Below are 22,555 nucleotides of genomic sequence, written 5' to 3'. Positions count from 1 at the left end.
CAATCGCGGTCATCGACGGTCGGCTGACTCGTCGATACGCTCGCGGATCTCGCGTGCCTGTTGTTCGCGGGAGTCGGTGGGGTCCTGTCCGCCGTATCGAACGTCCTCGAACAGGTGGGTGAGGTCGGTGACGTCTTCCCGCTGCATTCCGGCGTCGACTGCGGCGCTCGCAAATTCGCCGGGGGTCGTCGAGTCGGGGTCGTCGACATCGAGGTGCTCGACCATCTCTTCCCACGCCCGATACACCTCGTTTTCGGCGCTGTCGTCGAGTTTCGACTCTGAAACGGCCTGCACGCCAGTCTGTGCGCCAAACGGTGCTGCCGTCTCCGTCTGGTCCGCCCGCGGCGCTGTCTCGCGTTCCCGAGTACGGTCTGGCCCGCTTGCGAACTGCAGTCGGTAGACGGTCACGGCAAACACGAGCACCCCGAGGAGTGCGAGCAGTTCGTACTCCGTCGTCGAGAGCGAGCCGACGTTTCGCCCCTCGCCGTCTCCGAACAGGTCTCCGCCGAGGTTCCCCCTCCCATCGCCGCCCGACAGCAGCGAGGGCAGGTCAAAATCGACCAGCAAGAGCCCATACAGCAACAATCCGAGAACGACCACGCCAGCTAACTGGGGGAGATACTGCCGCCAGTATTTTGCGACGTACACGAGCGAGAGTATTGACCCGATGGCGAAGAGGACGAATAGGGCGTTCCCGACCTGCTGTGGGACTGCGACCGAACTGTTCGTCTCCTGCGGTGTCGGTTGCTGGAAGTTGACGACCCCTTCCGAAGATTCGTTGCCCCCGACCCCGTCTGATTCGGTTGCGACCGTCGACGAGAGCGTCGCCGCTGCGAACCCGACAGCGAGCACTGCGAGCGCTGCGATCACCGCAACGGCGAGCGTCCGTCGGTTCACACCCTGCTTAGGGGTCTCACGAGTATAGGCGTACCGACAGTTCGACTCGGGTGTAGAATGAAACTCCGACTCAGATGTCGCTCTCGAAGTCCTCGAGACCGTACGCGGGGTCGGCACCGCGTCGGTCGAGCGTCTCGTTTGCCAGTAGCCAGTAGACTACCGACAGTGCTTTGCGTCCTTTGTTGTTCGTCGGGACGACGAGGTCGACGTTGCTCGTGGTGTTGTTCGAGTCACACATCGCGATCACGGGGATGCCGACCGTGATCGCTTCCTTCACGGCCTGTGAATCTCCGATCGGGTCGGTGACGACCACGACGTCGGGTTCGATGTAGCCGTCGTACTTGGGATTGGTCAGCGTTCCCGGGATGAATCGGCCGGTTCGCGCGCGAGCGCCGACCGCTTCGGCGAACTTCTCGGCGGGGAAGCGGCCGTACTGGCGCGAGGACGCCACGAGGATCTGCTCGGGGTCGTAGTTTTCCAGGAAGTCGGCCGCGGTTCGGATGCGGCTGTCGGTCATCGACACGTCAAGCACGTACAGCCCGTCCGTGCGGACGCGGTGGATGAACCGACTCATGTCGTTGGTCTTTTGCTGGGTCCCGATGTGGACACCAGCGCCGAGATAGTCCTCGACGGGGATCAGCAGGTCCGCCTCCTCGTCGGACATGACGTCCTCGTCCATCGCAGGTTCGTCTGGTTCTGCCTCGGCCGCGTCGGCCTCGGCGGGCGCTTCCTCGGTCGTCTCGGCCTCCGCGCTTTCGGCTTCCTCCGTGACCACGCCGTCTCCGGCGGGTTCGACATCGGACTCCGACGCGTCGAGGCCTTCGTTATCGTTTCCGCTCATACGTTTTGCTCGATTCTGATGAGTTCGTTCAGCTTTGCCGTCCGCTCGCCACCGACTGCGCCGGTTTTGATGTAGGGCGCGTCAGTCGCGACCGCGAGGTGTGCGATCGTCGTGTCTTCCGTCTCGCCGCTCCGATGTGAGATGACCGGCGCGTAGCCGTTCGCGACGCCCAGTTCGACCGCTTCGACGGTGTCCGTGAGTGTCCCGATCTGGTTTGGCTTGATGAGGATGCTGTTGCCCGCACCGACGTCGATGCCGCGTTCGAGGCGCTCGACGTTGGTCACGAACAGATCGTCGCCACAGACGAGCGTCTCCGAACCGACCCGGTCGGTCAACTCGGCGAACCCCTCGAAGTCGTCCTCGTCGAGTGGGTCCTCGACGTACGCGAGGTCGTACTCTTCGGCCAGTTCTGCGACGTATTCGATCTGCTCGTCGGTGTCTCGGGTATCGTCGCTGTACTGATAGACGCCCTTCTGATGCAGTTCAGCGGCGGCCATGTCCAGACCCAGCTTGATCTCGAAGCCGACCTCGTCTTCGACGACGCCGATCGCCTCGTCGACGAGTTCGAATGCTTTGCTGTCGTCGATGGATGGGGCCCACGCTCCCTCGTCGCCCTTGCCCGCGGGGATGCCGTGGTCGTCGAGCAGGTCTGCGACGGCCGCGTGCACGGCGGCGTTTGCAAACACCGCATCCTCGACCGAGGGTGCCCCGACGGGCACGGCGAGAAACTCCTGAATATCGGTCGCATCCGCCGCGTGTTCGCCGCCGCCGACGACGTTTCCGAGCGGCACGGGGAACCCGTCGCCGCGGAAGGTGCCGCCGAGATGCTGAAAGAGCGGTGTCCCGAGCACGTCTGCGGCGGCGTGTGCGGTGGCCATCGAGATGGCGACCGCGCTGTTTGCGCCGATGACCGAGAAGTCGTTCGTTCCGTCGGCCGCGTGGAGTGCGGCGTCGACATCGCGCTGATTGCCAGCGTACACCTCACCGACGAGGCGCGGGAGCGCCTCCTCGCGTGCGGTGGCGATTGCTTCACCGACCGGGAGTTCGATGGCCTCGTACTCGCCCGTGCTTGCGCCGGAGGGCGCACGCGCACGACCGAAGCCGCCGCTTTCGGTCAACACGTCCGCCTCGACTGTCGGGTTCCCCCGCGAGTCGAGCACCCGGCGCAGTCGCACGTCAGTGATGAGCGTCACTCGCCATCACCTCGTCGAACGGTAAACGGGAGCACGTCGCTGTCGTACTCCTCGGCCGCGATGAGGATGGGTTCGGTCTGCTCGGTGTCGATGAGCACCGGCGCACCGTAGGCCACCTGCAGCGCTCGCGCGCCGATGATGCGTGCCTTCTCGTAGCGGTTGTCGAGTCGAGCCATTATTGGTAGGGTGCGACGATGTCGACCAGGTCTTTGTGCGAGACGAGCATCCGCCGACAGCAGTGGCGTTCGACGCCCAGTTCGTCGAGCACCTTCTCCGGGTCTTCCGGGTCGTCGGCCTCTCTGGTCCGAGCTTTGAACTCCTCCCAGTGCTCACCGACGACGTTGCCACACGTGAAACAGCGGACTGGTACCATCATGGTATCACCGGTAGGATTTCTGGTAGCGAGCGCGTGCACCGGGGCCGCCCCACTTCTTGGGTTCGCTCTGGCGCACGTCGTTGACCAACAGCGACCGGTCGAAGTCCATGTAGGCGTCCCGTAGCTGTGCGTCGTTCGTATGCTGGACGAGTCCGCGCGCGACTGCCGTCCGGGCGGCGTCTGCCTGCCCCATCACGCCGCCACCCTCGATGGTGACGTCGATGTCGACGTCGTCGCGGAGGTTCTCGTCGACGACCCGGAACGGTTCGAGCACCTTCAGTCGGGCCATCTCCGGATCCATCAGTTCGACCGGCTGGGAGTTGATACGGATCTTGCCCGTACCTTCCCGAACGGTCGCCCGTGCGATTGCCGTCTTCTTCTTGCCTGATGTGTTCGTTACCATGTGACGTTTGCTCCGAGTGATTCGCTGACCTCACCTAGTGAGGTGAACTTGATCTTCGAGAGCCGATCCAGCGAGGTACCGTCCAGTCGCTCCGCCTCGTCGTACGGGTTGCCGACGTAGACGCGGACGTTCTCGAACGCCTCGCGCCCGCGTGGCTTCTTGTAGGGAAGCATGCCCCGGATCGACCGCTTGAAGATGCGGTCCGGCCGTTTCGGGTAGTACGGCCCACGGTCGGACCCGTGTGACCGCCGGTCGAGGTATTTCTCCTTGATCTGCTCTTCTCGTCCGGTGATGACCGACTGCTCGGCGTTGACGACGGCGACCCGCTCGCCGTCGAGAACGCGCTCTGCGACCTGTGAGGCGACGCGACCGAGGATGCAGTCGCTCGCATCCACGACGGTGTCTGCCTCGAACTCCGCGACGCTCATCGGATCACCCGCACGTTCGTTCCGTCTGGGTTCTGTTCGAGTGCCTGTTCGAGATGCATGGTATCGCCTACCTGGTCGATTTTCGTCTCTGCTGTCCCGGAGAAGTTGACGGCCGCGACGGTGACGTCCTTCTGCAGGACACCACTGCCGAGTACCTTGCCGGGCACGACGACCGTTTCGTCCTCCTGTGCGTACCGCTCGATGCGGCCCAGGTTGACTTCGGCGTGCGTGCGCCGGGGTTTCTCCAGCCGCTCGGCGACGTCACTCCAGACGTCGCCCTCGGAGTTCCGGGCAGCCGACTTCAGGTCGGCGATGAGACTGTTGAGTCTCGGGTTCGTCTTACTCATGACCTTCCTCCTGTGGAAAAGTGCAGGGAGCAGGATTTGAACCTGCGGACCCCTACGGGACAGCGCCCTGAACGCTGCGCCGTTGGCCTGACTTGGCTATCCCTGCTCGCAGTCTGTGATTCTGTCGTCCCCCTCAAACTCCTTTCGGTTGTCCGGGCCTGCGCGCCGCTCTCCAGCGCGCTTGCTGCAACCGTCTGGGGGGGACACGTCATAGCTGGATTGTCTCCTGTAGTTCCGCCGCACGACCTTCGAGCGTCTTTGCGGCCTGTGTCACCAGGTCGTCCACCGGGAAGGATCCGTCCGTCTCGACGTCGAACACGAACGCGTCCGGAACGTCGTGGACTTCGAGTTCCTTGCCGGGGTATCGCTTCGAGAGGTCGTTGCCGAACTGGTCGGTCGGAACCAGATCACCGTTCTCGACGGGTTCGCCGTCGACCGGTTCGGCGTGTTCCGCTTCCTGCTCTTCGATGACGCCACGCAGGATCTGCGGTTCCTCGTCGTCGAACTCCGAGCGGTCACCGACAACCTCGACCTGCTGGAGGTGACGGTAGCCGACCGCGACGCCACCCTGGTGTTTGGCGTGTTCGCGCCCGCTGTCGAGCACTGCGTCGGCCTCGATTTCGAGTCGCTGCTGGGATTTGAGGTCGATGATCGGGATGTTGTCGTCCGCTGGCTGCACCATCTCGTCGCTGCTTTCCAGATCACCGGAGTACGCAGTCACGGTCTCCTCTGGGTCCTCGCGCTCCGGTCCGCTCACGTCGAGTGACAGCGTCACTTCCTCACCCAACTCGAACTCCTCGACTGGGGTCGTCAGCGGGACCATCCCCAGCCTGAGTCCGATCTGCTCGTCGAACATCACGCTCGAGTTCTCGATGACGCGGACGGTGTCGATGCTGAAGGTGGGCACGTCCGCGATCATCGCCCGGCGGATGCCGTTCGCGAACGCGGGCGTGATCGGGCGCGCGACGAAGCGCGCCGAACGTTCGCTTCGGTCGACGAACTGAACCTCGTACTCCTCCATCGTTAGAACCCTGCGTTTTTCGGACCGCGGGTGCCGTCGTGGGGGATCGGGGTCACGTCCTCGATACGACCGATTTCCAGCCCTGCTCGGGCGAGCGCGCGGATGGTCGCCTGCGCGCCCGGTCCGGGGTTTTGCTGCTGGTTCCCGCCGGGTCCGCGAACGCGGACGTGAACGCCCTCGATGCCCTGTGCTTGCACCTGCTCAGCGACAACTTCGGCCATCTGCATCGCCGCGTAAGGCGACGCTTCGTTTCGGTTCTGCTTGACGACCGTCCCGCCACTCGACTTGGCCAGCGTCTCGGCGCCGGTCTGGTCGGTGATCGTGATGATCGTGTTGTTGAACGATGCGTGCACGTGGGCGATGCCCCATTTGTCGTCTGCCATGTTATTGGTCCTCCGCTCGCTCTGGGTGCAGTTCGTCCGTCAGCGGCGACTGGCTGGTGAAGCTGACGGCGTCCTCCTCGGCCACGGAAACGGTGTATCCGGGTTCACGGACCTGCTGTCCGTCGATTGTGATGTGCCCGTGCGAGATGAACTGTCGAGCCTGCTGGACGGTGTTTCCTAGTCCCTGCCGGTAGACGACTGTCTGGAGTCGCCGTTCGAGGATATCCGTCACATCGAGTGCAAGGACGGTGTCCAGCGAGTCCGCCTCACCGAGCACGCCGATTCGCTGCAGGCGGGCGAGAAACTCCGCAGCCTCTCTGTCTGTGACGTCGGTGTTCCCTGCGCCGCGGCCGAGCAGTTTCCGTGCCTCGCGGCGGTAGCCGCGCAGTTCGGACTGCGTTCGCCACAGTTCCTCTTTGTTCTTCAGCCCGTACTTTCCGATCAGCCCCGACTCCTCGGCGATTCGTTCGCCCTGATAGGGGTGATTCGGCGTCTCGTAGAACTTCGTGTTCGATCCAAGCGCCATCTTATTCGTCCTCCTCTGCCGCCGCTTCCTCGGCGGCCTCTTCCTTGATCGCCTCGACGTTGACGCCGATGGTTCCTTCGGTTCGCCCGGTGGACTTCGTTCGCTGGCCGCGGACCTTCTGTCCGCGCTTGTGTCGGACGCCCTTGTAGGAGTCGATCATCTTCATCCGGTTGATGTCCTGTCGGCGCGTCAGTTCGAGGTCGTTCCCAGTTTCGTGGGTGGTCTCGCCCTCGAAGAAGTCGTTGCGGTGGTTGGCGAGCCAGTCGGGCACCTCGTCGGCGAATCCTTCCACGAGATCGACGACCGACTCGATTTCGTCGTCTTCGAGCGCGCCGAAGGTCGCGGTTCGGTCGACGCCTGCCTTCTCTGTGATGATGCGGGCCGCGCGATGGCCGATTCCGTTCATCTCCGTTAGCGACCGCTCGACGGACTTGGTCCCGTCGAGGTCGGTCTGGCCGATGCGCACGAAGTAGCGGATGTCCTCATCCTCACCTTCGTCCGCGTTTTCGGGTTCTTCAGCACTCATGTGTATTCTGTGTGCACGTCGTGGCGGGGATTTGAACCCCGGAGGCATTACGCCACATGGTTAGCAACCATGCGCCTTGGGCCGCTTGGCTACCACGACACGTGCTCGTTGTGGCTGCGGATGCGCCGCATGGCGGAACTTACGCCCACAGATGTGGACTCGGGGCCGGACGCCCCTACACGATTCTACCAGTACATCCCGTACCTGCGTATTTAAACACACCGAATCGGGATGATCGCTTCCCGATTTTGGCTCCGAATCGGGCTGATCCCCGCTCGATGTTTGCTCTGACTGTCGCCGCCTTGACCGTCAGGCGCTCTTTCGCCCCTTGTAGTAGGCGTACACGGAGAGGACGACGAGCGCCAGTCCGAGGACAAACAGGACCAACAGCGTACTCGCCGCTTCGACTGCGACAGCGGGCACCTCGGTTCCGTCGAAGATGACCGTTGCACCGGCTTCGTCGTCTTCGATGTACCCGATCGCCAGCAACACGCCGAGCAGAGACACGACTGAGAGCGCGATTGTTCCGCCGACCCCCTGTCGGTCCCACGGCGCGAGCGCGACGACTGCGGCGAGTCCGCCCAGGATCGCGAGAAACAGGAAGCCAGCGAATCCGTGTTCGAGCAGGAACGTGATCCCGTTTACCGACGCCGACCCGTCGATCGCCGTGACCCACGGGAAGGCGAGACTGGCGAACAAAAGTGCCACGGCACCCTGTATCGCCCGCTTGGTCCATTCGGGCACTACGAATCGCCTCCCTGTGCTCTCCCCGGACCCGACAGCCGTCTGCTGTCTCTCTTCCGTTGGTTGCTGGTGTGTGGTCCCGCGTGCCTGCGATGTCTGTGATCCGGGTTGTGACTGTCCCTGCTGTCCCGTCTGTACTGGTCCCTGTCCTGCGCGTTGAGCCTGTGGCGGTTGCTGTGCTGTCTCTCTTGTCCACTGTCCACTCTGTCCGCGCGGTGCAGTCTGTTGTTCGGACTGCGTGGTCTGCTGTCCCGTTTGTTGCGGTTGCCGTCCTTGGGGTGGCTGTTGGCTCGGTTGTGCGGTTTGCTGTCCGGGCTGTGCGGTCTGCTGTCCGGATTGCGGCTGTGTGGGTTGCTGTCCCTGCGGAGGGCGCTGCTGCGTCTGTTGGGGATGTTGTCTCGCCTGCCCGCCGTGGGCTGGTGGCGGATGTTGAGACCCCGTGGACCGATTTCGATAGCCGCTGAGTGCGCCCCCGAGCAGGAGTGCACCGCCAAGCAAGGCGACGAACAGCCCTGGTCCGGGGTCTGTGATCGCCTCGAATTCAGCCGGTGGTCCCATGCCGCCCTGATACTCCGCGCCAGCGAGCGGGTCCGTGATGTACAGTAGCGCGATTGCGACGACGACGAGGCCAGCCACCACGACCGCGCCCACGTTCCAATTATCCCAGTCACGCGCCCACGCGAGCACGCCTGCGATGACGGCCGCGCCAGCAGCGATGAGTCCGTCGGATGAATCGAGACCTGTGATCTCTGTCTGTGGCATCCCGTCGACGAGCAGTATCGCCTGGTCGGCCGTGATCCACGGCAGGAACAGCGACACGATGACCAGCGCAACGCCACCCACGACGAGTTGCTCCGGTCGTTCGAAGTCTCCGGTGTCCATATCCGAATGTCGCCGCTCTCTCATAAAAAAGCTGAATATTCGTGTTCCGGACAGCTGATGAATTCAGCGCGTGGATCGGCGCGAACTCGCTGCAGCCATCGTTCACAATTCTTTTCGTTCGGTCGGCCCAATCTCGTACATGGACACACCCGACGCGGACGAGATTCGCGAGCGGTTGCGGTCGGTCGCGGATCCGGACCTGGGTGACGACATCGTATCGCTGGGTCTGGTCAACGACATCACGGTCGACCACGACGACGGCCGGATCTATATTGACCTCGCGCTCGGGGCGCCGTACTCGCCGACGGAGACGGAGATGGCGGCGGCAGTTCGGGATGCTGTCGACACCGACTACGACCTCGAACTGTCTGCGACAGTCGACCGCGGTCTCGACCCCGACGAGCAGGTGCTCCCGGGGGTCAAGAACATCATCGCCGTCGCCTCCGGCAAGGGCGGCGTCGGCAAGAGTACGGTCGCTGTCAACCTCGCCGCCGGTCTCGCCGACATGGGTGCACGCGTCGGCCTGTTTGACGCTGACATCTACGGGCCGAACGTCCCCCGGATGATGGACGCGAGCGAGCGCCCCAGCGCGACTGAAGACGAGACAATCGTCCCGCCCGAGGAACACGGCATGAAGCTGATGAGCATGGACTTTCTGCTCGGCGAGGACGACCCCGTGATCTTCCGCGGGCCGATGGTACACAACGTCCTCACGCAACTCTGGGAGGACGTCGAGTGGGGGTATCTCGACTACATGATCGTCGACCTGCCGCCGGGAACCGGTGACACGCAACTCTCCTTGCTCCAGAGCGTTCCGGTGGCCGGGGCTGTCGTCGTCACCACGCCACAGGAGGTTGCGCTCGACGACGCACGCAAGGGTCTGCGGATGTTCGGTGAACACGAGACGCCCGTGCTCGGCATCGTCGAGAACATGTCGACGTTTCACTGCCCGGACTGTGGCGGCGAACACGCCATCTTCGGTGAGGGCGGTGGCAGACGACTTGCCGACGAGGTTGACCTGCCCTTCCTCGGTGAGATACCCCTCGACCCAGCGATCCGCGAGGGCGGCGACGAGGGGAAACCCGTGGTACTGCAGGACGGCGACACCGGGGAGGCGTTCCGAGACTTTGTCCGCCAGACGGCGAACATGCAGGGCATCGTCCACCGGAACAGGGAGCGCCGTCAGCGTGAAGGAGAGAGCGCCCACGTGGAATGATCCTCGCCGACAGAACGTGTCAACGACTGTATTCTCTCTGGCGTACTGAGCGGCGCTCGCTCAGACGCGTCGCCTGAGAACGAAATCGTTTTCGCCGGGGGCCCCAACGGGTCGAATAACGAGCCACTACTATGCGAGTCCCCGACAGCGCTGTCAACAGGAGGTGTCAGAAGGGTGTCGGATGAACGCCTGCTCGTCCCCGTCGAAGAGTCAGCGACGCTGCGACAGACAGTCGAGTACGCCGTCCGCGTCGCACTGTCGGACGACCATTCCGGATACATTCGCTTCGTCTACGTCCACTCGCCGGAGGCCGGAGGCGACCAGGACGACGTTCGACGCGAGGACCAGGAAACGGCGACCGACGCTGCCGCGGAGTTGCTGAACAGGGTTACCGTCTGGGCGCGCGAGGACGCTGGCGAGCAGTCCGACCAGCTCACGGTCGAGACGGCCCAACTCGGGCAGGACGTGTATCTGTTCAGTCCCGAAGACGTCGCAGCGATTCTCGCAGACGACGCCCGCGAACACCGGATCGACCGGATCATACTCGACCCGGAGTACGACCCCGGAATCGGCGCGCCGTTCCTCCGCCCGCTGGAGGTCGAACTGAGTCGGGCCATCGAGTGTCAGATCGAGGAAGCCCCCGCTACTGTCCCGACACGCCGGGCGCCGCTCGACATCGGCGGCACCGCGCTTCAGGTCGGTGCGCTCTTTGGCCTCTCCTTTCTGTTCTACCAGATTCTCGTCGGAACGCTCACCCCACTCGACCTCGTGACCGGGACCATCTCCGCGACTATCGTGGCGGTGAGTCTCTCGCGGGTCACGTTTAGCCGCGACCCCTCCCTGCGTTCGCTCGCGAACCTGCTCAGACTCGTCGTGTACGTGCCCTATCTATTCTGGGAAATTCTCAAGGCGAACGTTCAGGTCGCCGCCGTGATTTTGCATCCCCGACTCCCAATCGACCCGCGCATGACCCGAATCACCCCCGCCGTCTGGGGTGGACTGCCCGTGACCACGCTCGCAAACAGCATCACGCTCACGCCCGGGACGCTCACGGTGCGGATCCGCGGCCGGTCGCTGAAGGTTCATACGCTCCTTCCGGCTTCCAGGGAAGACCTCTTCGACGGCGGTCTCGAACGGGCAGTCAGATTTATTTACTACGGCCGGACGGCGATGAATATCCCGTCGTTGCGCGAGCGCGACGCCTGTGAGATGCTTCATCCGCCCGACGAGAACCCGCCCGACGAGGATGACCCGGAGCAAGAGTCCGCTGACGACACATGGGGTGGTGAGCGATGAGTGCGATAGCCTCCGTCCCGATGAGCGCACCGGCACCACTCACGGGGGACCTGATAACGGACGTGTTTCTCACCGCGGCGGCGGTGTTTCTGCTGCTCGCAGTCGCGATGCTGTATCGCGCTGTGAAGGGGCCGACCACGCAGGACCGCGTTCTCGCGGTGAACGTCCTCGGGACGAACACGGTGGTCGTGCTCGCCTTGCTCGGTGCGGGACTCGGTGAGCCGTCGCTGCTGGATATCGCGCTCGTGTACGCCCTGCTCAACTTCCTCATGGCGGTGGCCATCTCGAAGTTCACCGTCGAGCGAGGTGGTGTGCTGTGATCGAGACCATCCGAACTGCGGCAATCGTCGGCTGTGTCCTCGCCGGACTCTTCTTCACACTCGTCTCGACAGTCGGCGTGCTCCGACTTCCCGACGTGTACTCGCGCGCTCACACCGCCTCACAGGCGGACACGCTCGGTGCAGGATTCGGCCTCGCCGCGGTTGCGCTCTCGCTTGGCTGGGAGACGACGACGATCAAGACTGTCCTGCTGTTGTTTTTCATCTTCGTCACGAACCCGACCGCCGCACACGCCATCTCGCGTGCGGCCGACGAGCAGGGGATCGAGCCGTGGCGTGCCGACGACGACCGAACCGACCAGATGCTCTACGAGGAATCGATGGATGAGGATACACTCCAGGACGAAGACAGTACGGTTGAATCGGACGCGACGACCGATGACCGCTCAGCGGGGGCGACGTCCGATGCCACGGGAGGTGTCGACCGATGATCTCTGGCGTCGAGGCCGCCCTGTTTGCCTTCGTCGTGGCAACCGCGCTCGCGACGGCGCTCCTGCGGGATGTGCTGGCCGCAATCGTCGTGTTTGCGGCCTACAGCCTCGGTATGGCGATCTTCTATGCCTTCCTGCTCGCCCCCGACGTTGCGATGACAGAGGCAGCTATCGGTGCTGGCGTGACGACGCTGTTGATGGTTCTCACGCTCGCAAAGACCGTCCGGTCGGGTCGGGGCACACTGTTCGAGCGCCCGAACCTGAAAGCGCTGTTCGTGATGGGCGGGCTGTTTCTCGTCTTGCTCGCCACGTTCCCCGAGTTCCCGGCCGTGGGCGACGCGAGCAGGGAGGCAATCGCGTGGTGGAACCCCGCAGTCACCCAGCACTACATCGCGAACGCGTACGACCAGACTGGCGTCACCAACGCCGTGACAGCGGTGCTCGCCGGGTATCGTGGCTTCGATACCTTCGGCGAGGCGACCGTCGTCTTCGCCGCTGGCGTCGCGGTGCTCGTCGTGTTGAACAGGGAGGTGTTCACCGGTGAGTGAGTCCCAGCGCTCGGCCTACGTCGAGAGTGAGATCATCATGACGACTGTCCGGGTCGTCTCTCCGTTCTCGCTCACGTACGGTCTCTTTACGATGTTCCACGGTGCCAACTCGCCCGGCGGAAGCTTTCAGGGCGGGGCGATCATCGGAGCCACGATCCTGATGATCGCCTTCGCCTTCGGGATCGAACCGACCCGCGACTGGATACAGAACCGGGTCGTCACGGTGCTTGCGGCCGGTGGCGTCGCGATGTTCGCCATAATCGGTCTCGTCCCCGTCGCGTTCGGACGCAACTTCCTCGAACACCCCTTCTTCGAGGACGCCTGGGGGATCAAGACCAAGTGGGGCCTTGAGGCGATCGAACTCACCGGTGTCGCACCCATCGTCGCTGGGGTCGTCATCGCCCTCTTTTTCCTCATCGCTGCCGGACCGAACCCGGTCGAGGAGGTGACCGAGGATGATTGACCTACTCACGACCCGCTACGCGTACGTGCTCTTTGCCGCGTTGCTCGTCGTCGGTCTCTATATGGTCGTCGCGAGTTCGAACCTCGTCAAGAAGGTCATCGGGCTGAATCTCTTCCAGACCGCGATTTTCCTCTTTTTCGTCTCGACCGCCTACGTCTCCGAGGTCGACGGCGAGCGAGCGCAGTCCCCGATCATCCCGAAAGAGGCGGAGATGTACGACCCCTACGCCAGCCCGCTCCCGCAGGTGATCGTCCTCACCGCAATCGTCGTCGGGATTGCTCTCACTGCGGTTGCGCTTGCGCTGATCGTCCGCATCTACTCCGAGTACGGCACACTTGACGAAGAGACCCTTCGGGAGGTGCGTTCCGATGACTGACACGCTCCTCGCTCTGCTGATCGTCGTTCCGATTCTCGCGGCCACGCTCCCGCTCGCGCTGGGTCTCCTCCGAGAGGACGTCGGCTGGTCCATCGCAGCGGTCGCTCTCTCACTCGAGGCTGTGCTCGCGTCGGTGGTCGCGTACACGATCTACGTCGACGGCGAGCGCATCGTGCACGTCCTCGGTGGGAGCGAGTTCGGCCGCTACTCCGTCGAGTTCGGCGGGACGACTTCCGAGTTCATCGTCGGAATCGAACTCGTCGGCGACGCGCTCTCGGGTCTGCTCGTCGTCCTGATCGCCGCCGTTTCGCTCGCAGTCCTCGCTTTCTCCCGCACGCGCGGCCCCCGTGGGAACGCCTTCTACAGTGGCTATCTCATGCTCACCGGCGGACTGATGGGTGTTCCGCTCACCGGCGACCTGTTCAACATGTTCGTCTTCCTCGAAATCGTCGGGCTCACGACGTACGCGCTGGTCGCGAGCAGCGACCACCCCGAGGCGGCCGTTGCCGCGCTCAAGTATCTCATCATCGGGACGACCGGCGCGTCGCTGTACCTGATCGGCGTCGGCTATCTGTACGTCCGGACGGGCACGCTCAACATGGTCGACGTTTCACGCTCGCTCGCGGGCGAGCCAGGCTGGATCGACGGTGCGCTCTACGGGGACCCGCTCGTCGTCGCTGGCTTTGGCTTCATCGCAGTGGGACTAGCGACGAAAGCCGCTATCTTCCCGCTTCACACCTGGCAACCCGGGGCCTACTCGGAGGCACCCGACGCGGTGACCGTACACATCTCCGCGCTGGTCTCGACGGTCAGCGCCTACGCCTTCGCGCGGGTCACGTGGTTCGTGTTCACGCCCGACTTCTTCGCGGTGAACCCAATCGCAATCGAGGCCGTCCTCCTGCTCGCGGCGATCAGCATCATCGCCGGGAGTGTGCTGGCCGCCACACAGCGCCGCGTCAAGCGCATGTTCGCCTACTCCTCGGTCGCGCAGTTCGGACTGGTGATACTCTCCGTCGGCGTCGCGGTGCATCCGGCCGCTGGCCCGCAGGCCACCCGGTTTGCGGTGTACGGCGCTGGCATTCACCTGATCGGTCACGCCGTCATCAAGGGTGGCCTCTTCGCGACTGTGGGGTCGCTCGCGGCCGCCACCGACGCCCGGCGCGTCAGCGACTACGCCGGACTCGCAAAGCGCCGCCCGTTCCTCTCCGGGGCGTTGGCCGTCCTCGGGTTGGCGCTCGTCGGTGTCCCGCCGACGGTCGGCCTGCTCGGGAAGTGGTACATCGCGCTCGGTGCGGTCCAGTCAGAGATCTGGCCGCTCGTTGCGGTGGTGTTCGTGAGTACCGTTCTCTCGCTACTGTATGTCGCTCGACTCATCGAGAAACTCTACTTTGACCCCGGACAGACCACGGCTGACTCGCCAGATTCTGAGACAGTCGCTACTGACGGCAGCGGTCAGGATGAAACTATGAACGATACTGACGACACAGACGCGACCGAACGGCAGGTTCCAGTTGGAATGGTTGCAGTCGCACTGATCGCCGCGGCGCTCGCGGTCGCACTCGGCTTCGCCGGGGCTGACCTGGCGACGGCCCTCGACCCGGTCGCCGATGCCGTCGTCGAGAGCGCTCCGGAGGTGAGTTCATGAGCGAGACTGTCGTTTCCGACCCGCGACCCGTCGCCGCCGTGCTCGTGTCAGCAGTCGCCATCGCATTCATCATCGCCTCGCATCGACGTCCGAACGTCCGCGAATCGTGGTCGGTGCTCGCTGCCGTCACGAAGTTCGCCATCGTCGCCAGCATGCTCCCGGGCGTACTCGGCGGCACGGAGTACCGCTGGTCGATGGGAACGTTCCTCCCCGGTCTCGACGGCGTCGAACTCGCCTTGCGGGCCGACCCGCTTGGGATGCTCTTTGCGACGCTCGCGAGTCTCCTGTGGGTCTTCACCGCGTTCTACGCGGCCGGATACATGCGCGGTCTCGACGAACACGGGCAGACACGGTTTTTCGCCGCCTTCGCCGCGAGTCTCTCCGCGGCCGTCGGCATCGCATTCGCCGAGAATCTGGTGACCATCTTCCTCTTTTACGAACTCCTGTCGGTCGCCACCTACCCGCTGGTCGCACACGACGAAACCGAAGAGGCTCGGACGGCGGGGCGGAAGTACCTCGCGTACACCTTCTTCGGCGGCGGTGTACTGGTACTCGCCGGAACCGCGCTGGTGTTCGTGCTGACGGGAACGACCACCTTCGGCGAGACGGCCGCGGAACTCGCCGCTTCGGACCCGGCGCTCGCCCGTGCGGCCTTCGGGTTGCTCGCCGCCGGATTCGGCGTGAAGGCGGCGCTGATGCCGATGCACTCCTGGCTGCCCGACGCGATGGTCGCGCCGACGCCCGTCTCGGGCCTGCTCCACGCCGTCGCAGTCGTCAAAAGCGGCGTCTTCGGCATCGCTCGGCTCACACTCGAAGTGTTCGAGCCGGAACTCGTGACTGATCTTGGTGTCGGCGTCGTGCTCGCGGCCGTCGCCGCCTTCACACTCACCGTCGCGAGTATCATCGCGCTGAGACAGGACCGACTCAAGGCCAGACTCGCCTACTCCACGATCAGCCAACTCTCCTACATAGTCCTCGGACTGGGCGTGCTCGGCCCGACAGCGATCAAAGGGGCGCTCTTGCACATCCCGGCACACGCCTTCATGAAACTCACGCTGTTTTTCTGCGCCGGGATCATCCACGTCGAGACCCACACCGACTACATCAGCGAGATGGACGGCATCGGCAAGCGGATGCCGCTGACGATGGGCGCCTTCGCCGTCGCCGCCGCGGGGATGGCTGGCATCCCGCTGGTCGCCGGATTCGTCAGCAAGTGGTTCCTGCTGACTGGCTCGGTCGAGGTCGGACAGTCGATTTTCGCCGTCGTGTTGCTGATATCGGGTGTGCTCAACATCGCGTACTTCTGGCCCATCGTCTACGGGGCCTTCTTCGAGTCACACGACAGCGCGGACTCGAAACCGCTCGTCGAGGGGCGACTCGGCGGCGGCCCCGCCGAGGGCGAACCGGCGACCGACGGCGGTACGGAAGCGCCAGACGATAGTGGTGAGCCTCACGCAGCGGAGGATGACCACGACCACCACGGCGGCCCCGGCCCCGACGGCTGGGAGTCGGTCGGCTGGCGGGGCGCTGAGGGGTCGTGGCTCATGCTCGGGCCGATACTCGCCATCGCCGCCGGGTCGCTCGTGCTCGGTATTGTTCCCTACGAGGCCATCTTCCTCGAACTCATCGAGGTCATCGTCGCGGGGGTGACCGCCTGATGGTGCTCGAATTCGTCCATCCGGCGATACTCGTGCTCGCGGCGGCGCTGCTCGTCGCGGTGCTTCCACGCCGAATCGGTCACGCGGTCGGCGTCCTCGCCACGGCCACAGTCGTGGTACTCGCGTGGACGATGTCGACCGGGACGTATCTGGACGTCACGCTGTTCGGGCAGTTCGACGCGGTGCTGTACAACGTCGACGACTTCTCGCGGCTGATGGCGCTGATCTTCGGCTTCATCGGCGCAGTCGCTGTCCTCTACTCGTATGCCAGCGACGCCGACAGCACGCAGACGGCCTATGCGCTCACGTACGTCGGGACCAGCCTCGGCGCCGTCTACGCTGGCGACTGGCTGACGATGATCTTCTTCTGGGAGCTGATGGCCGTGTTCTCCACCTTGCTCGTGTGGCACTACGGCGGCGTCGCGGTTCGGGCGGGCTTCCGGTACGCCGTGCTGCACGGCATCGGCGGCAGCCTCCTGCTCGCGGCTATCGTCTGGCACTATGCGGAGGTTGGAGCCGTCGCCTTCGAAGCACACCCTGGAATCGCGAGCGGCGTCCCCGCCGCGCTCGCGGCGCTGGGCATCGGCGTCAACGTCGGCTTCGTCGGCCTGCACGCCTGGCTTCCCGACACCTACCCGCGACCACACATCGCGGCGAGTGTCTTCCTCTGTGTCTACACCACCAAGACCGGCGTCTACGGGATGTTCCGGGCCTTCCCCGAGGGGCACCTCTGGATCGCCTACATGGGCGGTGCGATGGCCGTCTTCGGGGCCTTTACCGCCCTGCTCCAGTCGGATATGCGCCGCCTGCTCTCCTATCACATCCAGTCGCAGGTCGGCTATATGGTCGCTGGTGTCGGTCTCGGCGGCGCAGCGATCGGATACGGCGGCCCGGACACCTACTACGACGCGCTCGCGACCGCTGGGGCGTTCGGTCACGTGTTCAACCACATCCTCTACAAGGCACTGCTGTTCATGACCGTCGGCGTCATCATCTACCGGACGGGCAAGGAGAATCTCGACGACATCGGTGGGCTGGGCGTTCGGATGCCGCTCACCGCGATCACCTTCACGATAGCGGCCCTGTCCATCGCTGGCTTCCCCGGCTTCAACGGCTTCGTCTCGAAGGGGATGATCATCGGGGCAGCACACAAAAAACACCTCGACGCGTTGTGGTATCTCCTCCTGCTCGGCGGCGTCGGTACCTTCCTCTCCTTCATCAAACTCGGCTACTTCGCCTTCATCGAGGGGAGTTACGACGGCGCTGTCAAGGACGCCAACACGGGACAGAGCGTCGCGCTGGTCTCGGTCGCGGGGCTGTGTGTGCTCTTTGGCCTCGTTCCGAACCTCCTCTTCGATCTGTTGCCCTTCCAAGGCGAGTACGAGTACACGACCTTCACCGTCTCGCACATCGGTGAGGGGGTCGCACTCGCCGCCGCCGGATTGGTCGGCTTTGCCATCCTCCGTGGCCCGCTCCATCACGTCGGTCGCGTGCCAGACATCGACGCGCTCTACAATCGAGTGTTCTTCTACGGCGGGCGGGTGCTCGTCGTCGGCGTTACGGAACTGTACGCCGCGGTCGACCGCGCGGCCGTTGGCCTCGTCCGAACGTGCTACTGGGCCGGGAGCAATCCGGTGCAGGCGACCCAGCGCACGACGGCGTGGCTGCCGGAGTCGGTTCGTCCCGTCGAGAACCCGGAGATAGAACCCCCATCTCGCCTCTCGCTCAGGGCGGGCATCGGAACGTCCGTACTCATCCTCGCCGGGGTGCTCACTGTCGTGCTGTTCGTCCTCATCTGATACTGTCGGCTGTACGTGCGTACAAATATTCGAGATGTGACAGCCGACAGTATGAACACCTTCGGCGTGGAGTACGCTGAACACGTTCGCCTCCGAGCGATCTGAACAGCAAACAGTTAGTGTCCGCCAGCGATAGCACTGGTATGGACATTCGGTCTATCGGTGACCTGAAGCCGAGCGAGCGGGTCGCTATCTTCGAGCGCGGTGGCGGCATCGACGCGGTTCGCGACGACGTTGCGGACATCGTCGAGCGCGTTCGCGAGGAAGGCGACGTGGCTCTGCGGGAGTTCGCCACCGAGTTCGACGACGTGAGCGTTGGCAACATCGACATCACCGACCGCGCCGCGCGAGCGGCCGACGAACTCGACGACGACATCCTCGAAGCGATCGAAACCGCCGCCGAGAACATCCGCGCGTTTCACGAGCGCCAGCGCCCCGACGACTGGCGCGAGGACTTCGACGGGCGGGAACTCGGACGGCGCTTTCGTCCGCTCGATACGGCCGGGGTGTATGCACCCGGCGGCACCGCCGCCTACCCCTCCAGCGCGCTGATGGGGGTCATCCCCGCGACGGTCGCTGGCGTCGACCACGTCGCCGTCGCGACGCCGCCCGCCGAGACGATTTCGCCCGCGACGCTCGCCGCGATAGATATCGCTGGCGCCGACGCCGTCTATCAGGTCGGCGGCGCGCAGGCGATTGCCGCGCTGGCCTATGGCACCGATACCGTCGACGCCTGCGACGTCGTCGTCGGGCCGGGCAATCGCTGGGTGACGGCGGCGAAGGCACTCGTCCGCGGCGACGTGGAAATCGACTTTCTCGCCGGGCCGAGCGAACTGCTCGTCGTCGCTGACGGCACCGCCGATCCGGACCTCGTCGCCGCGGACATGCTCGCCCAGGCCGAACACGACACGGATTCGGCCGTCGCCGCAGTGACTGACGACGAGGAACTCGCAGACGCTATTCTCGCCGAACTCGACGCCCAACTCCCCGAGCGCGAACGCGAGTCGATCATCGAGGAGGCTCTCGCCAACGACGCGAGCGGCGTCTTTCTCGCACGCTCTCAGAGCGAGGCGGCGCTGTTTGCCGACGAGTACGCCGCCGAACACCTCACCATCGTTGCCGAGGACGACGAGGCACTCCTGGACCGCATCGACAGCGCAGGCTCGGTCTTTCTCGGGTCCTTCAGTCCGGTCGCCGCCGGTGACTACGCGAGCGGCCCGAACCACGTTCTTCCCACAGGCGGGAGCGCACGCCGTGTCGGCGGCCTCTCCGTCGAAACCTTTCTCCGGTCGACGACTGTCCAGCGACTCTCGGAGGACTCGCTGGGTGACCTCGCGGAGACGATTACGACGCTCGCCAGGACCGAGGGCCTCGAAGGTCACGCTGAGAGCGTCGAACGCCGGTTCGACCGCGAGGAGTGAGACCGGCGTTCGGAACAGCAAATTATTTCATACAGACAGTTTCACCCCGTGTATGGGGGATTCAGAACGCTCGCGCAGAACCGTTCTCCAGACAGGGCTGTCGGCAGTCGGCGTCGCCGCCGCTGGCAGCCTTAGTGGCTGTGTTGGCCTGCTCGACGATGGTGACGACGGGGGCGGCGGTGGTAGTCGGGTATCGCTCTCGCAGATCCCAGCAGGAACCGAACTCCTGATCGATGTCGACATCGAGGCTGTCCTCGCGGACGATACGCTCATCGACGGGATCAACGAGAGCATTCAGGGCCAGCCGTTCGATATGGAACCGGTGGACGCACTACTAGACGGGTTCAAGGAGCGCTCCGAACTCGATCTCAGTGCTGCAACGAGCCTGCTCGTCTTTCGTGGCGAGTCTCTCTCGGGCGACGGCGCGATTCTGTGGGCCGACTGGGACCGGGAACTGGTGTTCGCGCAGGCGAGGAGACAGCTCTCGGGTGAGTTGACCGAAGGCACCTATCGTGACCGACCGACCCTTGCGTCCACAACGACGATCGTCGTCGAACTAGAAGACGGTGTCTTTGCGGTCACGTCGCCGTCCGTTGGCGAAACGCTCGTCGACCTCCGGGAAGGCGACGCTGAAGCGGTGTCCGACGACCTCCGCGAGGTCTTCGAGAACCAGGACAGCTACGGACGGTTTGCCTACGCCCTCCCCGGGGACGAAGTGGCGACCGCCTCAGTCTCGCCAGACGAAGCGGTCGAGGTTGCCTCGGTCGGGGGATCTCTCTCTGCAACCGGTGACGACGGAACCCTGACGACCGAAGTCGTGGCCGCCAGTCCGGAGGATGCCACAACACTCGAAGCACAGATCGACCGATTCGTTTCTCAACTCGAAGCAGCGGCACAGAGCGACAGAGGACGAATCGACGTCTCGACAGAGAACGTGACTACGCTCTCGAATGGACTCACCTACGAGACAGATGGTTCGACGCTGTCGGTCGAAGTCCAGATGCCAACTGAACAGATGGCAGAACTGGGATCGAATCTGCTGGTCGGCCCATTCTTCTTCGAGTTGGGCGATTCGAGTGCGCGGACCCACCCGACCGCGCAGTTCGAAGTCGAATACGAATCCACCGACGACGACCGCGGTCGGCTTACGATCACTCACGTCGCCGGTGAGTCGATTCAGGCGTCGAATCTCCTGATCCGGGGCTCGGGATTTGCGGACGTCGGGGATGTCGACCAGACTGGGTCTGGCTCCTGGCAGGGAACCACCGACGATAACGGTCGTGTGACCGCTGGCCATCGAGTCGTCCTCGGCGTCACGAGCGACTATTCGATCAGTGTCGTCTGGTGGGGTGACGGGGAAACTGTGACACTGACCGAAGCTGACGGACCGGACGCGTAACCGCTCGAACAGTTCGGACGAGACGCTGATCGTGTAGCATCGGGAAAAGTTGCGTGGGTGCTGATTCCCGGCAGGGAATTGCACCGAGCACATCTGGCCACTCGCGGTTTGCTCGTGACCGGATAGTGCGTGGGACCGGATTTGAACCGGCGGACCCCTACGGGACAGCGCCCTCAACGCTGCGCCGTTGGCCTGGCTTGGCTACCCACGCACTTCGCATTCGCCTTTCCCCCCGGCGAAGTAAAAGCACTTTCGTTTGCGGGGCGGGGAAAACGGGATTTTAAATACCGCGGATTGACTAGAACTGCTATGGCAAAATATTCGACCGGTAGCGGGGGTGTCGACTCCGCCGATAGCTGTGAGCTCTGCGGTGCCTCCGGGGTCGACCTGCAGACCGCGACCGTTGCGGGCGCGACCCTCCAAGTCTGCAGCGACTGTCACCAGCACGACGACCAGTCCTCTTCCTCCGACGACGACAGCGAGCGCGACCGGAAGCGCCGAGCGGCGCAAAACACCGCCCGCGTCCACGACGCAACAAAAGGCGACTCCACCCACTGGGAGAGCGGCGCTGACTACGACGACGACCAGCTCCCCTATCTTCGCTCCGGATACGACGAGCGACTCACCGAAGCGCGACAGTCCGCTGGCTATCAGCTCGAAGAACTCGCCACGGAACTCGGCGTTGAGGAGAGTGACCTGCTCGCCCTCGAACAGGGCCGGGCGGCGCAGGCCGGTGTCGGCGGGTCAGTCGTCGAAGCACTCGAAGCGTTTCTCGACGTCGAACTGGTCGACGAGGACTAATCCGCCCGGCACACCAATCGCAGGCTCTTTGCGCTCTGGCGACGTACACTATCGTGTGACCAGGGAGTACGAGGCACTCGTGTACGACCTCGATGGAACGCTCGTCCATCTCGATGTCGACTGGGACGTCGTCGGAACGGAGATTGCGAGCGCGCTGCGCGCTCGCGGCGTCGATGTCGATACGACGAGTGTCTGGGAACTGCTCGAACGATCTGAGGACGCTGGCCACTGGGAGGCCGCCGAGGAGATACTCGTTCGTCACGAGCGCGACGGCGCGCGCAGTTCGAGGCGCCTCGCCCTCGCTGACGAGTTGCCCGCGTCGGTACCAGTCGGCGTCTGCTCGCTCAACTGCGAGGCGTCGGCCCGAATCGCCCTCGAACTGCACGGGCTGGACAGCCACGTTGGCGCAATCGTCGGCCGCGATACCGTCAGCACGCGCAAACCCGACCCCGAACCGCTGCTCGAAGCCATCCGGGGACTCGGTGCCGAACCGACGCAGTCACTGTTTATCGGAGACTCCGAGAGCGATGCGATCACTGCCGAGCGCGCGGGCGTGGATTTCCAGTACGTCAGCGACCGACAGCGCGTCTGAGACGA

27 protein-coding genes and 3 tRNA genes are annotated in these 22,555 nt (G+C 64.2%); 14 read left to right on the top strand and 16 right to left on the bottom strand.

Annotated features, from left to right (window positions below):
* Positions 1-9: 9 nt before the first annotated feature.
* From ACMGFL_RS10655 to ACMGFL_RS10585, 15 genes are all read right to left on the bottom strand, one after another.
* The gene (locus ACMGFL_RS10655) at positions 10-897 is read right to left on the bottom strand and encodes a DUF4129 domain-containing protein (protein ID WP_436935519.1); all 888 of its coding nucleotides are present in this window, start codon (positions 895-897) and stop codon (positions 10-12) included.
* Positions 898-967: 70 nt separating this feature from the next.
* Positions 968-1,738 (bottom strand): 30S ribosomal protein S2, encoded by a 771-nt coding sequence (gene rpsB, locus ACMGFL_RS10650; protein WP_436935518.1) that lies wholly within the window; start codon positions 1,736-1,738, stop codon positions 968-970.
* Complete coding sequence (eno, locus tag ACMGFL_RS10645; RefSeq protein WP_436935517.1) at positions 1,735-2,931, bottom strand: phosphopyruvate hydratase; 1,197 nt, start codon at positions 2,929-2,931, stop codon at positions 1,735-1,737. The genes rpsB and eno overlap by 4 nt, the downstream gene beginning before the upstream one ends.
* Complete coding sequence (locus ACMGFL_RS10640; RefSeq protein ID WP_436935516.1) at positions 2,928-3,107, bottom strand: DNA-directed RNA polymerase subunit K; 180 nt, start codon at positions 3,105-3,107, stop codon at positions 2,928-2,930. Before ACMGFL_RS10640 ends, eno begins: the two co-directional genes overlap by 4 nt.
* Positions 3,107-3,307 carry a DNA-directed RNA polymerase subunit N gene (locus ACMGFL_RS10635; protein WP_135362633.1) on the bottom strand — a complete coding sequence of 67 codons (201 nt, stop codon included), beginning with the start codon at positions 3,305-3,307 and terminating at the stop codon, positions 3,107-3,109. The genes ACMGFL_RS10640 and ACMGFL_RS10635 overlap by 1 nt, the downstream gene beginning before the upstream one ends.
* Before the next feature lie 4 nt (positions 3,308-3,311).
* Positions 3,312-3,710, bottom strand: a complete 399-nt coding sequence (locus tag ACMGFL_RS10630; protein ID WP_436935515.1) for a 30S ribosomal protein S9 — start codon at positions 3,708-3,710, stop codon at positions 3,312-3,314.
* On the bottom strand, positions 3,704-4,138 hold the full coding sequence (locus tag ACMGFL_RS10625; protein ID WP_436935514.1) for a 50S ribosomal protein L13: 435 nt from the start codon (positions 4,136-4,138) through the stop codon (positions 3,704-3,706). The genes ACMGFL_RS10630 and ACMGFL_RS10625 overlap by 7 nt, the downstream gene beginning before the upstream one ends.
* Complete coding sequence (locus tag ACMGFL_RS10620; protein WP_436935513.1) at positions 4,135-4,485, bottom strand: 50S ribosomal protein L18e; 351 nt, start codon at positions 4,483-4,485, stop codon at positions 4,135-4,137. Before ACMGFL_RS10620 ends, ACMGFL_RS10625 begins: the two co-directional genes overlap by 4 nt.
* 21 nt (positions 4,486-4,506) lie before the next feature.
* A tRNA-Leu gene (locus ACMGFL_RS10615) sits at positions 4,507-4,591 on the bottom strand.
* Positions 4,592-4,693: 102 nt separating this feature from the next.
* Entirely contained in the window at positions 4,694-5,506 is an 813-nt protein-coding gene (locus ACMGFL_RS10610) for a DNA-directed RNA polymerase subunit D (protein WP_436935512.1), read from the bottom strand.
* Between the two features lie 2 nt (positions 5,507-5,508).
* Positions 5,509-5,889, bottom strand: a complete 381-nt coding sequence (locus tag ACMGFL_RS10605; RefSeq protein ID WP_436935511.1) for a 30S ribosomal protein S11 — start codon at positions 5,887-5,889, stop codon at positions 5,509-5,511.
* A 1-nt stretch (position 5,890) separates the two neighbouring features.
* A complete protein-coding gene (locus ACMGFL_RS10600) occupies positions 5,891-6,415 on the bottom strand; it encodes a 30S ribosomal protein S4 (protein WP_436935510.1) in 525 nt (174 codons plus the stop codon).
* A gap of 1 nt (position 6,416) precedes the next feature.
* Positions 6,417-6,941: a 30S ribosomal protein S13 gene (locus ACMGFL_RS10595; protein ID WP_436935509.1), complete on the bottom strand. Its 525-nt coding sequence runs from the start codon at positions 6,939-6,941 to the stop codon at positions 6,417-6,419.
* 16 nt (positions 6,942-6,957) lie between these two features.
* Positions 6,958-7,040 (bottom strand) — tRNA-Ser (locus ACMGFL_RS10590).
* A gap of 210 nt (positions 7,041-7,250) precedes the next feature.
* On the bottom strand, positions 7,251-8,567 hold the full coding sequence (locus ACMGFL_RS10585; RefSeq protein ID WP_436935508.1) for a hypothetical protein: 1,317 nt from the start codon (positions 8,565-8,567) through the stop codon (positions 7,251-7,253).
* A gap of 139 nt (positions 8,568-8,706) precedes the next feature.
* Between ACMGFL_RS10585 and ACMGFL_RS10580 the strand changes: the two genes are divergently transcribed.
* The 12 genes from ACMGFL_RS10580 (at position 8,707) to ACMGFL_RS10525 (ending at position 21,157) form a co-directional block, all read left to right on the top strand.
* Positions 8,707-9,783, top strand: coding sequence for an Mrp/NBP35 family ATP-binding protein (locus tag ACMGFL_RS10580; RefSeq protein WP_436935507.1), 1,077 nt, complete (start codon positions 8,707-8,709; stop codon positions 9,781-9,783).
* Positions 9,784-9,957: 174 nt separating this feature from the next.
* Positions 9,958-11,079 carry a monovalent cation/H+ antiporter subunit E gene (locus tag ACMGFL_RS10575; protein ID WP_436935506.1) on the top strand — a complete coding sequence of 374 codons (1,122 nt, stop codon included), beginning with the start codon at positions 9,958-9,960 and terminating at the stop codon, positions 11,077-11,079.
* A 20-nt stretch (positions 11,080-11,099) separates the two neighbouring features.
* Positions 11,100-11,399 carry a cation:proton antiporter gene (locus tag ACMGFL_RS10570; protein WP_436936442.1) on the top strand — a complete coding sequence of 100 codons (300 nt, stop codon included), beginning with the start codon at positions 11,100-11,102 and terminating at the stop codon, positions 11,397-11,399.
* On the top strand, positions 11,396-11,848 hold the full coding sequence (gene mnhG / locus ACMGFL_RS10565) for a monovalent cation/H(+) antiporter subunit G (protein WP_436935505.1): 453 nt from the start codon (positions 11,396-11,398) through the stop codon (positions 11,846-11,848). Before ACMGFL_RS10570 ends, mnhG begins: the two co-directional genes overlap by 4 nt.
* A complete protein-coding gene (locus tag ACMGFL_RS10560; protein ID WP_436935504.1) occupies positions 11,845-12,396 on the top strand; it encodes a DUF4040 domain-containing protein in 552 nt (183 codons plus the stop codon). Before mnhG ends, ACMGFL_RS10560 begins: the two co-directional genes overlap by 4 nt.
* The gene (locus ACMGFL_RS10555; protein ID WP_436935503.1) at positions 12,389-12,859 is read left to right on the top strand and encodes an MnhB domain-containing protein; all 471 of its coding nucleotides are present in this window, start codon (positions 12,389-12,391) and stop codon (positions 12,857-12,859) included. The genes ACMGFL_RS10560 and ACMGFL_RS10555 overlap by 8 nt, the downstream gene beginning before the upstream one ends.
* Positions 12,852-13,235 (top strand): cation:proton antiporter subunit C, encoded by a 384-nt coding sequence (locus ACMGFL_RS10550; RefSeq protein ID WP_436935502.1) that lies wholly within the window; start codon positions 12,852-12,854, stop codon positions 13,233-13,235. Before ACMGFL_RS10555 ends, ACMGFL_RS10550 begins: the two co-directional genes overlap by 8 nt.
* Positions 13,228-14,880 (top strand): monovalent cation/H+ antiporter subunit D family protein, encoded by a 1,653-nt coding sequence (locus ACMGFL_RS10545; protein WP_436935501.1) that lies wholly within the window; start codon positions 13,228-13,230, stop codon positions 14,878-14,880. Before ACMGFL_RS10550 ends, ACMGFL_RS10545 begins: the two co-directional genes overlap by 8 nt.
* On the top strand, positions 14,877-16,538 hold the full coding sequence (locus ACMGFL_RS10540) for a proton-conducting transporter transmembrane domain-containing protein (protein ID WP_436935500.1): 1,662 nt from the start codon (positions 14,877-14,879) through the stop codon (positions 16,536-16,538). The genes ACMGFL_RS10545 and ACMGFL_RS10540 overlap by 4 nt, the downstream gene beginning before the upstream one ends.
* Entirely contained in the window at positions 16,535-18,337 is a 1,803-nt protein-coding gene (locus ACMGFL_RS10535; protein ID WP_436936441.1) for a Na(+)/H(+) antiporter subunit D, read from the top strand. The genes ACMGFL_RS10540 and ACMGFL_RS10535 overlap by 4 nt, the downstream gene beginning before the upstream one ends.
* 143 nt (positions 18,338-18,480) lie before the next feature.
* Entirely contained in the window at positions 18,481-19,758 is a 1,278-nt protein-coding gene (gene hisD, locus ACMGFL_RS10530; protein WP_436935499.1) for a histidinol dehydrogenase, read from the top strand.
* A 52-nt stretch (positions 19,759-19,810) separates the two neighbouring features.
* Positions 19,811-21,157, top strand: coding sequence for a hypothetical protein (locus ACMGFL_RS10525; RefSeq protein ID WP_436935498.1), 1,347 nt, complete (start codon positions 19,811-19,813; stop codon positions 21,155-21,157).
* A 126-nt stretch (positions 21,158-21,283) separates the two neighbouring features.
* Here the strand turns inward: ACMGFL_RS10525 and ACMGFL_RS10520 are convergent.
* Positions 21,284-21,368 (bottom strand) — tRNA-Leu (locus ACMGFL_RS10520).
* A gap of 98 nt (positions 21,369-21,466) precedes the next feature.
* On the opposite strand from ACMGFL_RS10520, the gene ACMGFL_RS10515 reads away from it, so the two are divergent.
* Positions 21,467-21,958, top strand: a complete 492-nt coding sequence (locus ACMGFL_RS10515; protein ID WP_436935497.1) for a helix-turn-helix domain-containing protein — start codon at positions 21,467-21,469, stop codon at positions 21,956-21,958.
* 55 nt (positions 21,959-22,013) lie between these two features.
* Entirely contained in the window at positions 22,014-22,550 is a 537-nt protein-coding gene (locus ACMGFL_RS10510; RefSeq protein ID WP_436935496.1) for an HAD family hydrolase, read from the top strand.
* Positions 22,551-22,555: the final 5 nt, after the last annotated feature.

Source organism: Halovenus marina (genome assembly GCF_051414115.1).
Classification (GTDB): Archaea; Halobacteriota; Halobacteria; order Halobacteriales; family Haloarculaceae; genus Halovenus; species Halovenus marina.
The sequence above is the reverse complement of the archived record's forward strand: the minus strand, read 5'-3'. Positions and strand labels throughout refer to the sequence as shown.

Excerpts from the sequence above, each read along its gene's own strand:
- rpsB (WP_436935518.1), bottom strand. The coding sequence starts at position 1,738 with ATGAGCGGAAACGATAACGAAGGCCTCGACGCGTCGGAGTCCGATGTC.
- ACMGFL_RS10640 (WP_436935516.1), bottom strand. The coding sequence starts at position 3,107 with ATGGCTCGACTCGACAACCGCTACGAGAAGGCACGCATCATCGGCGCG.
- ACMGFL_RS10635 (WP_135362633.1), bottom strand. The coding sequence starts at position 3,307 with ATGATGGTACCAGTCCGCTGTTTCACGTGTGGCAACGTCGTCGGTGAG.
- ACMGFL_RS10630 (WP_436935515.1), bottom strand. The coding sequence starts at position 3,710 with ATGGTAACGAACACATCAGGCAAGAAGAAGACGGCAATCGCACGGGCG.
- ACMGFL_RS10625 (WP_436935514.1), bottom strand. The coding sequence starts at position 4,138 with ATGAGCGTCGCGGAGTTCGAGGCAGACACCGTCGTGGATGCGAGCGAC.
- ACMGFL_RS10620 (WP_436935513.1), bottom strand. The coding sequence starts at position 4,485 with ATGAGTAAGACGAACCCGAGACTCAACAGTCTCATCGCCGACCTGAAG.
- ACMGFL_RS10610 (WP_436935512.1), bottom strand. The coding sequence starts at position 5,506 with ATGGAGGAGTACGAGGTTCAGTTCGTCGACCGAAGCGAACGTTCGGCG.
- ACMGFL_RS10605 (WP_436935511.1), bottom strand. The coding sequence starts at position 5,889 with ATGGCAGACGACAAATGGGGCATCGCCCACGTGCACGCATCGTTCAAC.
- ACMGFL_RS10600 (WP_436935510.1), bottom strand. The coding sequence starts at position 6,415 with ATGGCGCTTGGATCGAACACGAAGTTCTACGAGACGCCGAATCACCCC.
- ACMGFL_RS10595 (WP_436935509.1), bottom strand. The coding sequence starts at position 6,941 with ATGAGTGCTGAAGAACCCGAAAACGCGGACGAAGGTGAGGATGAGGAC.
- ACMGFL_RS10585 (WP_436935508.1), bottom strand. The coding sequence starts at position 8,567 with ATGGACACCGGAGACTTCGAACGACCGGAGCAACTCGTCGTGGGTGGC.
- ACMGFL_RS10580 (WP_436935507.1), top strand. The coding sequence starts at position 8,707 with ATGGACACACCCGACGCGGACGAGATTCGCGAGCGGTTGCGGTCGGTC.
- ACMGFL_RS10570 (WP_436936442.1), top strand. The coding sequence starts at position 11,100 with ATGAGCGCACCGGCACCACTCACGGGGGACCTGATAACGGACGTGTTT.
- ACMGFL_RS10560 (WP_436935504.1), top strand. The coding sequence starts at position 11,845 with ATGATCTCTGGCGTCGAGGCCGCCCTGTTTGCCTTCGTCGTGGCAACC.
- ACMGFL_RS10550 (WP_436935502.1), top strand. The coding sequence starts at position 12,852 with ATGATTGACCTACTCACGACCCGCTACGCGTACGTGCTCTTTGCCGCG.
- ACMGFL_RS10545 (WP_436935501.1), top strand. The coding sequence starts at position 13,228 with ATGACTGACACGCTCCTCGCTCTGCTGATCGTCGTTCCGATTCTCGCG.
- ACMGFL_RS10540 (WP_436935500.1), top strand. The coding sequence starts at position 14,877 with ATGAGCGAGACTGTCGTTTCCGACCCGCGACCCGTCGCCGCCGTGCTC.
- hisD (WP_436935499.1), top strand. The coding sequence starts at position 18,481 with ATGGACATTCGGTCTATCGGTGACCTGAAGCCGAGCGAGCGGGTCGCT.
- ACMGFL_RS10525 (WP_436935498.1), top strand. The coding sequence starts at position 19,811 with ATGGGGGATTCAGAACGCTCGCGCAGAACCGTTCTCCAGACAGGGCTG.
- ACMGFL_RS10515 (WP_436935497.1), top strand. The coding sequence starts at position 21,467 with ATGGCAAAATATTCGACCGGTAGCGGGGGTGTCGACTCCGCCGATAGC.